The sequence below is a fragment of the Catenuloplanes niger genome (assembly GCF_031458255.1).
GTDB classification, from domain to species: Bacteria; Actinomycetota; Actinomycetes; order Mycobacteriales; family Micromonosporaceae; genus Catenuloplanes; species Catenuloplanes niger.
The window spans coordinates 8,529,101-8,543,315 of sequence record NZ_JAVDYC010000001.1 but is presented as its reverse complement, the minus strand read 5'-3'; the positions used below and the strand labels follow the sequence as shown (position 1 = coordinate 8,543,315).

General features: G+C 71.9%; 15 protein-coding genes and 1 pseudogene. 7 read left to right on the top strand and 9 right to left on the bottom strand.

The window, feature by feature from the left end:
• Positions 1–200: 200 nt before the first annotated feature.
• The 3 genes from J2S44_RS37590 to J2S44_RS37580 all read right to left on the bottom strand — a co-directional run bounded on the left by J2S44_RS37590 (position 201) and on the right by J2S44_RS37580 (position 2,639).
• Entirely contained in the window at positions 201–539 is a 339-nt protein-coding gene (locus J2S44_RS37590) for a hypothetical protein (protein WP_310424448.1), read from the bottom strand.
• Between the two features lie 46 nt (positions 540–585).
• A complete protein-coding gene (locus tag J2S44_RS37585) occupies positions 586–1,272 on the bottom strand; it encodes a GTP pyrophosphokinase (RefSeq protein ID WP_310424446.1) in 687 nt (228 codons plus the stop codon).
• Positions 1,273–1,361: 89 nt separating this feature from the next.
• Positions 1,362–2,639, bottom strand: a complete 1,278-nt coding sequence (locus J2S44_RS37580) for a multidrug effflux MFS transporter (protein ID WP_310424444.1) — start codon at positions 2,637–2,639, stop codon at positions 1,362–1,364.
• A gap of 505 nt (positions 2,640–3,144) precedes the next feature.
• Between J2S44_RS37580 and J2S44_RS37575 the strand changes: the two genes are divergently transcribed.
• The 3 genes from J2S44_RS37575 (at position 3,145) to J2S44_RS43050 (ending at position 4,983) form a co-directional block, all read left to right on the top strand.
• Complete coding sequence (locus J2S44_RS37575; RefSeq protein WP_310424441.1) at positions 3,145–3,690, top strand: hypothetical protein; 546 nt, start codon at positions 3,145–3,147, stop codon at positions 3,688–3,690.
• Positions 3,687–4,694, top strand: a complete 1,008-nt coding sequence (locus J2S44_RS37570) for a hypothetical protein (RefSeq protein WP_310424439.1) — start codon at positions 3,687–3,689, stop codon at positions 4,692–4,694. The genes J2S44_RS37575 and J2S44_RS37570 overlap by 4 nt, the downstream gene beginning before the upstream one ends.
• An 88-nt stretch (positions 4,695–4,782) precedes the next feature.
• On the top strand, positions 4,783–4,983 hold the full coding sequence (locus J2S44_RS43050) for a DUF397 domain-containing protein (protein WP_374727944.1): 201 nt from the start codon (positions 4,783–4,785) through the stop codon (positions 4,981–4,983).
• On the opposite strand, the gene J2S44_RS43045 is transcribed toward J2S44_RS43050, so the two are convergent.
• The 4 genes from J2S44_RS43045 to J2S44_RS37555 form a co-directional block, all read right to left on the bottom strand.
• The gene (locus tag J2S44_RS43045) at positions 4,932–5,531 is read right to left on the bottom strand and encodes a DUF6082 family protein (RefSeq protein WP_374728048.1); all 600 of its coding nucleotides are present in this window, start codon (positions 5,529–5,531) and stop codon (positions 4,932–4,934) included. The two genes, J2S44_RS43050 and J2S44_RS43045, sit on opposite strands and share 52 nt — an antisense overlap.
• Positions 5,532–5,775: 244 nt before the next feature.
• Positions 5,776–6,348, bottom strand: coding sequence for a hypothetical protein (locus J2S44_RS37565; RefSeq protein ID WP_310424437.1), 573 nt, complete (start codon positions 6,346–6,348; stop codon positions 5,776–5,778).
• Positions 6,345–7,088 (bottom strand): hypothetical protein, encoded by a 744-nt coding sequence (locus tag J2S44_RS37560; RefSeq protein WP_310424435.1) that lies wholly within the window; start codon positions 7,086–7,088, stop codon positions 6,345–6,347. Before J2S44_RS37560 ends, J2S44_RS37565 begins: the two co-directional genes overlap by 4 nt.
• Positions 7,082–7,795 (bottom strand): ABC transporter ATP-binding protein, encoded by a 714-nt coding sequence (locus J2S44_RS37555; protein WP_310424433.1) that lies wholly within the window; start codon positions 7,793–7,795, stop codon positions 7,082–7,084. Before J2S44_RS37555 ends, J2S44_RS37560 begins: the two co-directional genes overlap by 7 nt.
• Positions 7,796–7,893: 98 nt before the next feature.
• Here J2S44_RS37555 and J2S44_RS37550 point away from each other — a divergent pair, with 98 nt between their 5' ends.
• The 4 genes from J2S44_RS37550 (at position 7,894) to J2S44_RS37535 (ending at position 12,666) form a co-directional block, all read left to right on the top strand.
• A complete protein-coding gene (locus tag J2S44_RS37550; protein ID WP_310424430.1) occupies positions 7,894–8,721 on the top strand; it encodes a sensor histidine kinase in 828 nt (275 codons plus the stop codon).
• Entirely contained in the window at positions 8,718–9,377 is a 660-nt protein-coding gene (locus J2S44_RS37545) for a response regulator (RefSeq protein WP_310424428.1), read from the top strand. Before J2S44_RS37550 ends, J2S44_RS37545 begins: the two co-directional genes overlap by 4 nt.
• 93 nt (positions 9,378–9,470) lie before the next feature.
• A complete protein-coding gene (locus J2S44_RS37540; protein ID WP_310424426.1) occupies positions 9,471–11,699 on the top strand; it encodes a fibronectin type III domain-containing protein in 2,229 nt (742 codons plus the stop codon).
• Positions 11,700–11,769: 70 nt separating this feature from the next.
• The gene (locus tag J2S44_RS37535; RefSeq protein WP_310424424.1) at positions 11,770–12,666 is read left to right on the top strand and encodes an LLM class flavin-dependent oxidoreductase; all 897 of its coding nucleotides are present in this window, start codon (positions 11,770–11,772) and stop codon (positions 12,664–12,666) included.
• Positions 12,667–12,677: 11 nt separating this feature from the next.
• On the opposite strand, the pseudogene J2S44_RS37530 reads toward J2S44_RS37535, so the two are convergent.
• Positions 12,678–13,745, bottom strand: a pseudogene (locus J2S44_RS37530) (LLM class flavin-dependent oxidoreductase); the annotation flags it as partial.
• Positions 13,746–13,777: 32 nt separating this feature from the next.
• A complete protein-coding gene (locus tag J2S44_RS37525; RefSeq protein ID WP_310430174.1) occupies positions 13,778–14,044 on the bottom strand; it encodes a hypothetical protein in 267 nt (88 codons plus the stop codon).
• Positions 14,045–14,215: the final 171 nt, after the last annotated feature.

Here is a 14,215-nt window from a genome sequence, read left to right as displayed (position 1 = left end):
ACCGAGGACACCGCGCTGGACACCGCGACCATCGGCGGCAACGACGCCGGCCGCACGAAGACGGGTGCCCGGTTCACCGGTGCCGACCGGTCCGGGTCCTGAGGTGACCGGGGACCGACCGGCACGCGACACCGGTCCGGGCAGCCGGCCTGCCCAGACCCGTCCGGGCAGCCGGCCTGGGCAGCCGGTCCGGGCCGGCGTCAGGCGGCCAGCTCCGGGATGCGCCGCTGCCAGGCGTCGCGGACCGCGGCGGGCAGGTGCAGGTGTGGCCACATCCGGCCGAGCAGGTCCCGGTTCACCAGGTCGCACAGCTCACCCGCACCCGCGGCGTGGGTGAGTATGTGCTGGTAGGCGCTGCGCGCCTGGGCCGGATCGGCCAGGTCGTAGCGGCGGCGGCTGCGGTGCCCGCGGCTCATGTGATGCGGCAGTTCCAGCACGCCGAGCCGCTGTCCGTGCAGGTCACCGAGCCGGCCGGGGACGGGGGCCGGGCGGTCCGCGCCCCGGCCCCGGCCGTCCCGCGTGACGAGAAGCTGAGTCATGCCCTACACCGTAGGAGCCGGACGGCCGCGGCGTCCCCGATACCGCTCAGCGTGGGCCGTGGATCTCCCGGTGCAGGCGTTCCATCCGCTCGTCCAGCCGGGCCGCGTCGTGGGCGGCCGCGACCAGCTCCTCGCGCAACGGGGCCGGAATGTCCGGGTCGTACTTGTAGTAGATCTTATGTTCCAGGCTGGCCCAGAAGTCCATCGCGACCGTGCGCAGCTGCACCTCGACCGGAACCGCCACGACCCGGTCGGACAGGAACACCGGGATCTCCACGATCAGGTGCAGGCTGCGGTAGCCGTTCGGCTTCGGCGCCGCGATGTAGTCCTTGGTGAGCAGCAGGTTGATGTCCGGCTGCCGGGTGAGCATGTCCGCGACCGTGTAGACGTCGGAGACGAAGCTGCACACGATCCGGATGCCGGCGATGTCCCGGATGTTCGCCCGGACCTCGTCGACCGTCATCGCACAGCCGATCCGCGTCGCCTTCGCCGTGATGCTGGCCGGCGTCTTCAACCGCGGGCTGACGTGCTCGATCGGGTTGCCCCGGCCCTTGTGCGCCAGCTCCTCCGCCAGGATCTTGACCTTCGTCTCGACCTCGGCCAGCCCGAACTTGTAGTGCAGCATGAACTGCGAGAAGTCGTCGGCCAGGTCGCGGAGCTTCTCGAACGTGGGCGTCACGCCGGACGCGGCCACCAGCTCCCCGCCCGGCCGGGCCTTCCTCCGCTGAGGCATCTTCCCTAACCCTCCGTCACTCGCGCCCTGAGGGTACGTCCCCGCCTCGACCCGGGGGTGAGGCGGAGACGTCGTGGCGCGGGACGAGTTCAGTGCACCGCGACCGCGGCGTCGGCCGGGACGGTCTCGGTCAGCTGCCACGGGCGGGCCAGCGTGAGCAGCACCAGCGCGGCCGCGGCCAGGCTGCCCGCGATCACCGCGGCCATCGCGAGCGCGTTCGAGCCGAGCAGGCCGACCGCGGGGGCGGCCAGCGCGCCGATGCCGAACTGGCCGGCGCCGAGCAGCGCGGCGGCCGTGCCCGCCGCCTCGCCGTGCCGGGACAGCGCGAGCGCGGGCGCGTTCGGGAACGCCAGACCGGCCGCGGCCAGCACCAGCCACAGCGGCGCCAGCACACCGGCCAGCCCGCCGACCTCGAGCACGGTCAGCACGACCAGCAGCACGCCGGCGGCCAGGCCACCGAGCAGCGCGGTCACCAGGATCTGGCTCGGCGTCCACCAGCGCAGCAGGCGCACGTTCAGCTGCGTCGCGATGATCATGCCGACCGCGCCGCCGCCGAACGCCACACCGAACTGCTGCTCGGTGAGCCCGAACTCCCCCTGCATGACGAAGCTCGAGCCCGCGACGTAGGCGAAGATCGCGGCCATGGTCAGGCCGGTGGTGAGCGCCAGCCCGACGTAGACGCGGTCCCGGAGCAGCCCGGCGTAGGCACGCAGCACGCTCGCGGGGGTGGCCGGCCGGCGGCGCTCGCGGGGCAGCGTCTCCGGCAGCCCGAACGCGGTCATCAGGATCAGGAGCACACCGAACACCGCGAGAGCGGCGAAGACCCCACGCCAGTCGGTACGGGACAGCAGCGCGCTGCCGAGCGTCGGCGCGAGCACCGGCGCCGCGCCCATCACCAGCATCAGCCGGGACAGGATGCGCGCCGCGGGCAGCCCGGTGAACAGGTCCCGCACGATCGCCATCGCCACGACCGCGGCCGCGGCGGCACCGAGCCCCTGCAGCACGCGCAGCGCGCCGAGCGTGCCGATGTTCGGCGCGAACACGCACAGGACCGAGGCGAGCACGTGCACCGCGGTGCCGGCCAGCAGCGGGATTCGCCGCCCGACCACGTCGGAGAGCGGGCCGATGAGCAGCTGCCCGGCCGCCAGCCCGGCCAGCGTGCCGGTCAGCGTCAGTTGCACCGCCGCCGCCGTGGTCGCGAACTCCGCGGTGAGCGCGGGCAGCGCCGGAAGATACATGTCGATCGTGAGCGGACCGATCGCGATCAGCGACCCCAGTACGATGATCAGCCGGAACCGCTGCGTCGTGCTCATCAGATCGCCCGGCGTGGCGGCAGCTGCCACCTGCCGTTCCATGGTCGCCGTCATCGCTCTCCCTGCCGCGTTAACCTGCACGTAACGACCCACCCGGGCCGACGCACTTACAGTGCGCGACAAGTCCCCCCGGCGCGACCGCATTCCCGGTTTCCACCGTCGTGCGCCCCGTCACACCGCTTCCAAAGACCCAACCTGGCTCACCCCGGTTCCGCGGGAGCACGCCGTCGGCAACTGAGCAGGGCTGCACACAGCCGACAGGAACGGGACGTCACCCATCACGCTACGAAGCGCCCGTCGTTCTCCAGGGAGGACGACGGGCGACCCTCCCGGTGCCCAGCTCGGACGTCAACCGGCGCCCCGGCACCGAGAGAGCAGAATACGGGCGTTGCGGGACTTTTGTTGCATATGGTATGGTTTATCCCGACGCGAGGCAGCGGGCAACACTCGCCGCGCACGACGTCAGGGCGCAATCACACGCCCCCAAACCAATAGACTTTCGGAATGGCCCGACTGCTGAGCAGTCGGGCCATTCCGCATTTGACTAGAGGCCACGAACATGAGCGACGACGACCGGCCGGGCAGCCAAGGCGAGTCAGGCAATCCAAATAGCAGATTACTGACCCAACGACACATGGGCCTGGAGCAGGCCTGCCTCCTGGATGAACTCGCAAAATCCCTGGAGAGTCGAAAACCACCGAATTTCGAGGACACCCGCGCGATCGCAGTCAGACACTCCCTCACCTACCACCCACCGGAGGATCCCTCGCTACGCAAGAACGAGATCGACAAGCGTCATCTACTCGCGCTACAGGATCTGATCCCGCCGTGGTGTGCGGCACGCCAGGACCCAGAACAGCAAGAACCGGCGCTGGAAAGCGTCATGACACAGCACGCAAAGTCGTTTCCATGCGCAAATGAGGCCCTTGCAACCTGCCCCGAGGACGATCGCTGGGTATACCTCATGTGGTCGTTTCAGCGATTCGGCCGCGACGGGGCCATGAAGGTTACAGGATTTGGGCGCCACAAGACGGAAAGGCTGTTCCAGAGAACTCAAGTGGTGATCGAAAAACATCTGAAGTCCAAAAAAGGCAGGAAACCGTGAAAATAATCAAACAACACCGGCCGGCAAGCTCTCGAGAGACACGTCGCGACGACGAATATCACGCAGCACTGGCGAAGATGATGGCGGCGTCGGGAGCGCTCGAGATCGCACGCGACTTGTTCACGAAGGGCCAGTGGAGGCTGGCCTTGACATTCTTGGTGATCGCGGACAGATGCAAACTCCCCGAAGCCGAAGCCGACCTGCTCTACTGGCGAGCCACCGGTCGGCCCCCCAATGACAACTCAGGAGCGACATCGGTTCCCGTGCCGGCACCGAGGCGCTGGATCGCGTACTGGGCCAGTACGGCTTCCCCGTACGGCTGGCGGCCCGGCATCGTGATGGCGGCCCTGCTGACCACCGGCCTGGCCACCGGGCTGACGCTGGCCGGGCAGTCCACATCGACACAGGAGGAAGCCGGTACCCGCCGAGCTCCCGTGCATGCGTCGTCGGAGCAAGCCGGCAGAACCCTCCCGGAAGTTGCCGTCAGCTTCAGCGCCATTGTTCCTACAGGTTCGGCACCCCCGCAGGCACCTCCTTCAGAGGGCAGCCCGCAGGACGTTGCGGAACTGCGGGTTGCACTCACCGACCCGCCCGCCGACAAGTACGTGGTAACGCTGCGTGCGGCCGTAACGGAAGCCTGCGAATGGCGCATCGTGAAGTCGCCGACGGACGGCCTTCCCAACGCTGCGATAGTCAGTCTCGCCCCCGGCCAGTCGGGAAAGGTCACGGTTCCGGTCGGCCAATTAGCAAGCCTCTCCATCTTCCCCCAAAACCAGGGCCAGCATCCGGGGTGCACGGTGGTGAGCGGGCAGTACTTCTCCGGGGCGGTGCCAACCGTACCGGCGACCGCCGTACCGCCCGATCCGGCCGATCAACCGGATACGACCGTTCCGCCGACGTCACACCCAGCCGGCACACCTTCTTCGGTTCAGGTATCGCCGCAATCGGTTCCGCCACCATCAACAGGCACCGCCGCACCGTACGCTACTCCACCTTCCGATTGATTCGGACCACCGCTCAGCATCGAGGGCGGTGTCAGGAACGCTTTGTTCCTGACACCGCCCTCTTCATGTTCGAAGGAGATCCCCACCCGTGACGCAACAAAACATCAGCGAGCCACAGTGGAGGCGAAGTGCCCGCTGCGTGGCGAGCCATCACTGCATGGAAGTCGCAATCTGCGGCGCGCTCGTTCTGGTGCGCAACTCCACGAGGCCCACCGTTGCACTCGACCTCAACGGAGATCAATGGCGGGGATTTCTTGCGTATCTACGCTCCGCGAAGCGGACCGAGTAGGCGCGCACTGAACTGTCCCGACGGCGGGCCACCCTCCCCCTCGGGCTTCTCAACCGTTCCCCTCCGGGAATTGGCTCCGCTCTCCTCGAAGGCGGCCCGCCCGCCATGGCCGCACGAAATTCGCCGTCCACCATCCGCAAGAAACGGAGTTCCGGCCCCCGCGCCGCAGACAGGCGCCATCCTCCGTATGCGATCCAGTACATTCTCGGGATTTCACTGTCTGCCATCGAGCGCGCATAGGATCGCACGGCCTCGTCGGTCAGATCACCGCACTCCCAAGCATGAAACCATGCTGTCAAGATCGAACTAGAGTAATAGAACAGTCTTTCGTCAACGTGTTCGGGCGTGACTCTGGGGCCCCAGCATTGACCGTAGGCAGGCTCTTCCATGGCAGTTCGGAGAACATCCGCATGCAGTTCCCGAGCCATCACCACACGTTCTTGGCGAAGCTGACGTCGCTGAACGAGAACGGCCACACACAGCGCAATCGCCGACAACAGCGTCGAGATAGGGCCGTAAGCCTGCCCGATCTCACCGAGACGACCCACATCGAGACCATCGGTATCGATGGCCCCGAGGACGACAGGCGATGCCAACACCGCTATGGAAAGGATCAGCAGGGCACCGGCCGAGAACAAAACGGTAAAAACACTGCGAAGCAACCTGGCACTGACTCCGCGTCGCGAAACGGGGGGGTAGCGGCATCGATTCCTCCTGATGAGGGGACCCGGTCACCTGCAGTGTCTGCACCGCTGTCCACTCGCCATGATCGCTACACCGCCGTGATCGGCGTCAGGCGTCGCTTCGGGTGAAGGTAACGGCGACCAGCACCCAAACGCCGATCGTCCATACCGTCGTCGCAAGCGTTCCACGGCTCGCGTGGGTGAGCATGGTGTCCGGAAGCCAACTGCCCAGTTCCTCGCGGAACAACGGGCCGACGATGAAATACACAGCCAGCAGCGGCAGAAGCGCAGCAACCGGATAGCGAATGACAGTAGTCACCGCGGCGGACAGCAGCGTGGTCAGGGTGAGGTAAGCGGTGGCGTCGGCGCCGCAGGTGAGGGATGCGGTGGCGGCGACCGGGAGGGTGGTGGCGGCGAGCGTGAGGGACTTCGCGGCGAGCAGCGGGAGGCGGCGGGGCATGGCCAGCAGTGTGGTGTGGAACTGGGCGCCGGCCTCGTGCTCGGACGAGACGGCCAGCACGCCGAGGACCAGGAAACCCGCCTGGGTGTACGTCAGCGGCAGCGCGCCCGGCTCGCCGGCCGCCCAGCGCAGCAGCCCGGTCGCGGCCAGCGTCAGTGCCACGGTCAGCCGCAGCGACGGCAGGGACCAGAGTTTCAGCAGCTCCGCATGCAGGTAGGTCATGCGTCCCGCCGGTGGAACAGCCAGGCGCCGAGGGCGAGCAGCGCGACGACCCAGGCGGTCATGGTGAGGCCGGCGACGAGCGGGGACATGGCGTAGTCGAAGCGGTCGCCGCGGATGAACATGCGTGCGCCGGCGATGTCCGGCAGGTAGTAGGCCAGGTCGGTGACCTTGGTGAGCAGGTAGGAGACGGAGACGAAGAAGCTGTTCACGATCAGGACGGTGAGCGGCACGATGCCGTTGCGGACGATCAGCGTGATCGCGTACGCGAACAGCGCCAGCAGCACCCAGTAGATCAGCACCGTGACCAGGCGGACCGGGTCCACCGGTGGCATCGCGCCGCCGTGCAGCGCGCGGGTCAGCGTGAGCACCGCGGTCGCGGCCACCGCGGACTGCAGCAGCACCACCGCGATCAGCGCGGCCGTCTTCGCGGCCAGCAGGCGCAACCGGTGCGGCATCGCGGTCAGCGTGGTGTGCAGCTGGGTGACGCCGGCCGAGTGCTCGCCGGTCGGCGTGAACTCACTACTGATGATCACGACGCCGAGCACGAGCGGGCCGAGCAGCCCGACGCCGAGGTCGTTCATCCCGAGGTTCGACAGGTCGCCGTAGCTGCCGTCCGCGATCGCCCGGCGCGTCGCCGGCGCGTTGAGCAGCACGATCAGCGGGGCCAGCAGCGTGCCGACGACCAGGCCGGCCCAGGCGGTCGGAATCCCGAGCAGTTTGCGCAGCTCCGCGATCACCACGAGGCACCGCCGCCGGCCGTGGTCAGCGCGAAGAACGCGTCCTCGAGGGTGCGGTGGTCGCCGGTCACCTCGGCCAGCGTGCCGGACACCACGACCCGGCCCTTGTCGATCACGACCACGTCGTCCGCCGTCTCGGCGAGCTCGCCCATCAGGTGGCTGGAGAGCAGGACCGTGTGCCCCTGTGCCGCACGCTCCCGCAGGAAGCTCCGCATCCACCGGATGCCGCCCGGGTCCAGGCCGTTGACCGGCTCGTCCAGGATCAGCACCTCCGGGTCGCCGAGCAGCGCGGCCGCGAGCCCGAGCCGGCGGCTCATGCCGAGCGAGAAGCGGCCCGCGCGCTTGCCCGCGTCGCCGGTCAGGCCGACCGCCTCGAGGACCTCGTCGGCCCGGGCGGCGGGCAGCCCGTTCGACGCGGCGACCCAGCGCAGGTGGGCGCGGGCGGTGCGGGCCCGGTGCGCGCCGGAACCGTCGAGCAGCGCGCCGACCCGGGTGAGCGGCCGGGTCAGGTCGCGGTAGCGGCGGCCGCAGACCAGCGCGGTGCCGCCGTCCGCCCGGTCCAGGCCGAGCAGGACGCGCAGCGTCGACGTCTTGCCGGCACCGTTCGGCCCGAGGAAGCCGGTGACCCGGCCGGGCCGGGCCTCGAAACTCACGTCGTACAGAATCTGGGTCCGGCCCTTGCTCTTGCTGACCCGATCAATGGAGATCATGCCGGTCAGTCAACCGCCCGCCGGGCGCGCGCACATCGGACCGGGATCCGATCCCGGCGCCGGTCTCAGACCTGGGTCCGAGAACTACAGTCGATGCGGTGAGACCCCGCCGCACGCTTTCCCCCGCGCTGCTGGTCGCGGCCGTGACCTGTGGCGTCCTGATCACCGCGATGTGCACGGCCGGCACGTCCGGCCCGCTGGCCCGCGTGGTCCCGGCCGTGATGGTCGGCGGTGCGATCGGCGCCGCGGTCTGGACCGTGCGCCGGGCGCGCGCGGACCGGGCCGACTACGAGGCGCGGCTGACCGCGTGGGCCGCGTCCGAGGCGGTGCTGGCCGAACGCCTGCACATCGCGCGCGACCTGCACGACATCGTCTCGCACGGGCTGGGCCTGATCACGGTGCGGGCCGCGGCCACCCGCCACCTGCCGAAACCGCCGGAGGTCGCGGCGGCGCTGACCGACATCGAGGAGGCCGGCCGGCAGGCCACCGCCGAACTGCGCCGCATGCTCGGCGTGCTGCGCTCCACCGACCCGCTCACGCCGGTGGACAGCCTCGACGACCTGGCCGCGATCGCCGCGGACGCCGGCCGCGGCGGGCTGCGCGTCGACCTGTCCGTCGGCGAGCTCGGGCCGGTCTCGCCGGGCGTGCAGGTCGCGGTGGCCCGCACGGTCCGGGAGGGGCTGGCCAACGCGGCCCGGCACGCGGGGCCGTCCGACGTGCGCGTCCGGGTGCACCGCGACGGCGCGGACGTGGTGGTCACGGTCGCGGACGGCGGCCCGGAGCCCGGCTGGCGGGCCACGCCCGGGGCCGGTCACGGGCTGGCCGGGCTGCGCGAACGCGTGGGCAGCCTCGGCGGCGTGCTCGGTGCGGCACCGGTCGACGGCGGTTTCCGGCTCACCGCCCGCATCCCGGACGCCGCCGCATGACCCGCGTGCTGCTCGTCGACGACCAGCCGCTGCTCCGGCGCAGCCTCGCCATGATCATCGGAAGCGACCCGGCGCTCGAGGTGGCCGGCGAGGCGGCGGACGGCACCGAGGCCGTGGTTCGCGCCCGCGCCACCCGGCCGGACGTGGTGCTGATGGACGTCCGCATGCCGCACCTGGACGGCCTCGAGGCGACCCGCCGGATCTGCGCCGATCCCGCGCTGTCCGGCACCCGGGTGCTGGTCCTGAGCATGTTCGAGCTCGACGAGTACGTCTGGCAGGCGCTGCACGCGGGCGCCTCCGGCTTCCTGCTCAAGGACGCGCGCCCGGAGGACCTGATAGAGGCGATCCACCGTACGGCCGAAGGGGTCTCGCTGTTCGCCCCGTCCATCCTGACCAGGCTGGTCACGCACTACGTCGGTACGCCCCGGCCCGGCCGGCCGGGCACCGCGCCCGGCGGGCTGACCGCGCGCGAGGTGGAGGTGCTGACGCTGGTCGGCGGCGGCCTGTCGAACGACGAGATCGCGACCGCGCTGGTGATCTCCGTCAAGACGGTCAAGACGCACATCACCCACCTGCTCGCCAAGCTCGCCGCCCGGGACCGCGCCCAGCTGGTCATCGCCGCGTTCGACGCGGGCCTGGTCCGGCCGCGCGGATAGCCCGCAACCGCGTCGCACCCCGGCCGCACCCGGCCCGCCACCGGCGGGGTGGACCGTGTTGATGCGACAGAGAGTCCGCGAAACGGAGACGGCATGGGCGTCCGGCAACGGCTGGCGGCGTTCGGCGCTGCCATGCTGGTGGCGCTGCCCGCCGTCATCGGGCTGCCCGGCGCGGCCCTCGCGGTGCCGGCGGCGCCCAAATCCTTCTCGGCGGTACGCAACACGGCCGCGCCCGGCCAGATCACGCTCGGCTGGAAGACCGTGCCGGACGCCGACCACTACGTCGTCGACGTGCTGCGCGACGACGTGGCGCAGCCGGCTGTGTCGCTGCCCGTCGCGGCCACGTCGTACATTGTGGATGGTGCGAACCCGTGCGTCACGTACAAGATCCGAATCGGTGCGGTGGACGCGGCCGGCAACGGGACCAGCACGGGCTACGTGACGGTGCGGACGCTGGCACCGGGCGTGGTGCCGGGCATGACCACCGGGCGGTCCGACCCGGCGACCGGCACGGTGTACTGGCGGGTGCCGTCGCACACCGGGTACTCGCCGATCACCGGCTACCGGATGCTGCTGACCCGGGACTCGGACGGCGCGGAACTGGTCGACCGGACCGTCACCGAACTGTCGCACAGCCTGCCGGGGCTCGATCCGGCCATGACGTACAAGATCCAGGTCACCTCGGCGAACGAGTGGGGCGGCTGCGCCACGGCGACGTCGCCGATCGGGCGCTGGCGGCCGGCCGACCCGGTCTCGATCACGGCCGTCCGCCGGGCGGAGTCCCCGGCCACGGCCGAGGTCTCCTGGGTGCCGGCGGCGAGTCGGCCGGCACCGACCTACTACCAGCTGACCTACACCAGCGGGGCGACCACCTCGACGGTACGGGTGGACGCGCCGGCCACGTCGGCCGCGCTGACGCTGGACCCGGCCCGGACGTGGACGCTGCAGGTCAAGTCCTACAACGAGTACGGCGGCAGCGGCACGGCCACGACGACGCTCGGCGTGTACGTGCCGCCGTCCACCGGCCCGACGCCGTCCGCCAGCCCGGTGTCCTCCGCCGGCCCGGCACCGTCGGCCGGCCCGACTCCCTCAGCCGGCCCGGCACCGTCGACCAACCCGGCTCCGTCGGCCGATCCGGTCCCGTCAGTCAGCCCCGTGCCGACCGGAAGTCCGGCGCCGACCAGCGGTCCGGTTCCGTCGGCCGATCCGGAGCCGGCACCCGGCACCGGTCCGAACCCCGCCCCGCTCCCGCGACCCGACCCCGAACCCGGACCGGCACCGAGCCCGGCCGCACCCGAGACGGCACCCGGCACCGAACCAACCCCGGGCACGCACCCGGAACCCACCCCGGCACCCGGACCGGCACCGAACCCGGTCACCCCCGAGCCGGCACCCGGAACCGGACCGGCCCCGATCCCGGCACCGAGCCCGGCCGGCACGCCGGGCCCCGCCGGCGCGCCGAGCCCGGTCGTCGCGGACCCGGCGCCCCTGCCGCAGCCGGGCCCGGAGCCGAGCGGCTCGCCGGGCCCCGTCCCGGCGCCCGGTCCGTCGCCGGACCCGGAGACCGGGCAGAGCCCCACGCCGGTGCCGACTGCCGTCCGGCCGGACGACACCACCCCGCCGGTGATCGCCGCCGTGCTGTCCGAGCCGGCCGACGGCGCCGGGTGGCACCGGGCGCCGGTGACGGTCGCGTTCACCTGCGCGGACGCGCAGTCGCCGATCGTCTGGTGCCCGCCCGCCGTCCCGGTCACCGCGGACGGCGCGGGTCAGGCGGTCACCGGCACCGCGGTCGACGCCGCCGGCAACCTGGCCGGCACCACGGTCACGGTCAACCTGGACCGCACCGCGCCGACCATCGTCGCCACCGTGGCCGGCACCCGGTCCGCGTCCGGCTGGTACACCACGCCGCCCACGGTCCGGTTCTCCTGCGCCGACACCGGCTCGGGGATCGCCTCCTGCCCGGCCGAGCGGCGCCTCACCGCGGAGGGCCGGTCGTTGACGGTCACCGGGCAGGTCACCGACCGGGCCGGCCACACCGCGGTCGTGTCGCTGACCGGCCTCCGGGTCGACCTGACCGCGCCCACGACCCGGGTCACCGGCGTGATGCCGTTCGGGCCGTTCCGCCGGTTCGCGACGCCGGTCCCGGCGTGCGTCACCACGGACACCGGCTCCGGGGTGGCCCGCCGGGCCACGCTGACCGTCACCACCACCGGTTCCGGCCGCCGCGCCGCCACCTGCGCCGGCGGCACCGACCACGCCGGCCGGACCGCACCGCCGGTGACCGTCACCTACGCGGTCGAGCAGCGCCGGGTGCGCCGCTGACCGCACGCACCCCGCGGGAACCGCCGGCCACCGACCGGGCCGGGCACCGACCGGGCCTAGGGTGGGACACATGATCACTGACACCTCGCGCCCGCGTATCGGTTTCATGTTCGATCGGGATCGGCGGCCGGAGGAGCTGGCCGGTTTCGCCGCCACCGTGGAGGAGCTGGGCGCCGGCGACCTGTGGGTGGTCGAGGACCTCGGCTGGACCGGCGCTATCAGCGCCGCGACCGTCGCCCTCGCCGCGACCCGCACGCTGCGCGTCGGCATCGGCATCGCGCCGGTGGCGCTGCGCAACCCGGCGCTGCTCGCCATGGAGCTGGCCACGGTCGCCCGGATCTACCCGGAGCGCCTGGTCGCCGGCCTCGGCCACGGCGTCACCGACTGGATGCGCCAGGTCGGCGCGGCGCCGAAGTCGCCGCTGTCCCGCCTCGAGGAGTCGATCGTCGTCACCCGCGGCCTGCTGGCCGGTGAGACGGTCACGATGCACGGCCGCGAGGTGACCGTCGACGGCGTGACGCTGGTCCACCCGCCGGCCGTGGTCCCGCCGATCGTCACCGGCGTCGTCCGGCCGAAGTCGCTGGAACTGTCCGGCCGGGTAGCGGACGGCACGATCGTCGCGGAGGGCAACGGCCCGGCCGAGCTGACCGACGCGCTCGGGCACATCGCACGCGGCCGTGCCGCCGGCACCCGGCCGGCGCACGAGCTGATCGCCTTCGCCTACCTGCACGTCGGCGACGACCCGGCCCGGGCCGCCGCCGAGACCGGCGAGATGGTCGCCGGCCAGGCCGCCTGGCTCGGCAAGCCGGCCGAGGAGCTGTTCACGCTGATCGGCTCGGCCGACTCCGTCCCCGCCAAGGTCGCCGCCCTGCACACGGCCGGCGCCACCACGGTCGTCCTCCGGCCGCTCGGCTCCGACCCCGACGCGCAGGCCCGGGCCGCCCTCGAGGCGCTCCGTACGGCCTGATCCGGCCCGCCTCAGCGGTTCCACTCCTTGGCGAGCAGTTCGTAGGAGCGGACGCGATCGGTGTGGTCGTGGGTGATCGTGGTGATCAGTAGTTCGTCGGCGCCGGTGACGTCGCGCAGCGTGCGCAGCGCGGCGGTGACCGTGTCGGGCGCGCCGACGAACTGGGTGTCGAGGCGGTCGGCGACCAGCGCGCGGTCCTCGTCGGACCAGACGTGCGCGCGTGCCTCGGCCGGGCCGGGGAACGGGATCGCGCCGCCACCGCCGCGGATGCTGCGCACCCACAGCCCGTACGGGGAGGCCAGCTCGCGTGCCTCGGCGTCGGTCGGGGCGACCACGACGTCGGCGGAGACCGACACGTACGGGCGGTCGAGCATGCCGGGCGTGAACGCGTCCCGGTAGGCCCGCACCGCCTCCAGCACGGTCGCGGGACTGACGTGGTAGTTCGCCCCGAACGGCAGGCCCAGCGCGCCGGCGACCCGGGCGCTCTGCCCGGCGCTGCTGCCGAGGATCCACACCTGCAGGTCGGCGCCCTCGCCCGGCACCGCGTGCGCGTCGATGCCGTCCGGGGACACCCAGGTGCCGCGCAGCAGCGCGAGGAGGTCGTCGACCTGGTCCGCGAAGTCCGGGGTCTCGGCGCCGGGTTGTTGCAGCAGCTTCCCGTACGCCCGGAATCGTGGGGTCGTGAAGAGGTGGCTGAAGGAGAACGCCGCCGGGATGAGCAACCCGTCCACCACCCGGGCCGGAGCGGGTGCCGGCGGGGCCGCGGTCTCCGAGCGGCGCTGACCGGACCGGCCCAGGCCGAGGTCGATCCGGCCGGGGTACAGCGCGTCGAGCGTGCCGAACGACTCGGCGACGGAGAGCGCGGTCCGGTGCCCGACCTGCACCGCGCCGGACCCGACCCGGATCCGGCGGGTGGCGCCCGCGACCGCGCCCATCAGCACGGCCGTGGCGGAGCTGGCGACGCCCCGCGCGAAGTGGTGCTCGGCCAGCCAGTAGCGGTGGTAGCCGAACTCCTCCACGTGCCGGGCCAGGTCGATCGTGTTGCGCAGCGCGTCACCGGGACCGGACCCGGACGGTACGGGCGACAGGTCCAGAACGGCCAGGGGCGTGGTCATGCGGCGGCCTCCACGGTAGACGGTGGGACGGGAGAGAACGGCCGGCTCGGGATCGCGGCGCGCAGCGCGGGCGCGATGTCGCTCTGGAACAGTTCGAGCGTCCTCCGGTGCTGGGCCGGGGTCAGGCCGTCGCGGTCGGCGTGCAGGTGGATGACCTCGTGGCCGAACGCGGCGTGGTAGCGCTGCACCTTCTCGATGATCTGCTGCGGGCTGCCGACCAGCGCGGAGCTGCGCTCGACCGCGTCCTCGACGGACGTGAACACCGGGTCGACGCCGAGCCGCCGGAACGCGGCCTGCCGCGCCTCGAAGATCGGCCGCCAGGTCGCGATCGCCTCCTGGGCTGCCGGAAAAGCTCGTACGCCTCCCGGTTGCGGTCCCAGCCGCGCCGTTGCCCTTCCCGATGATCAGTTCGAGGCGCCCGCCGGAGAGGTGGT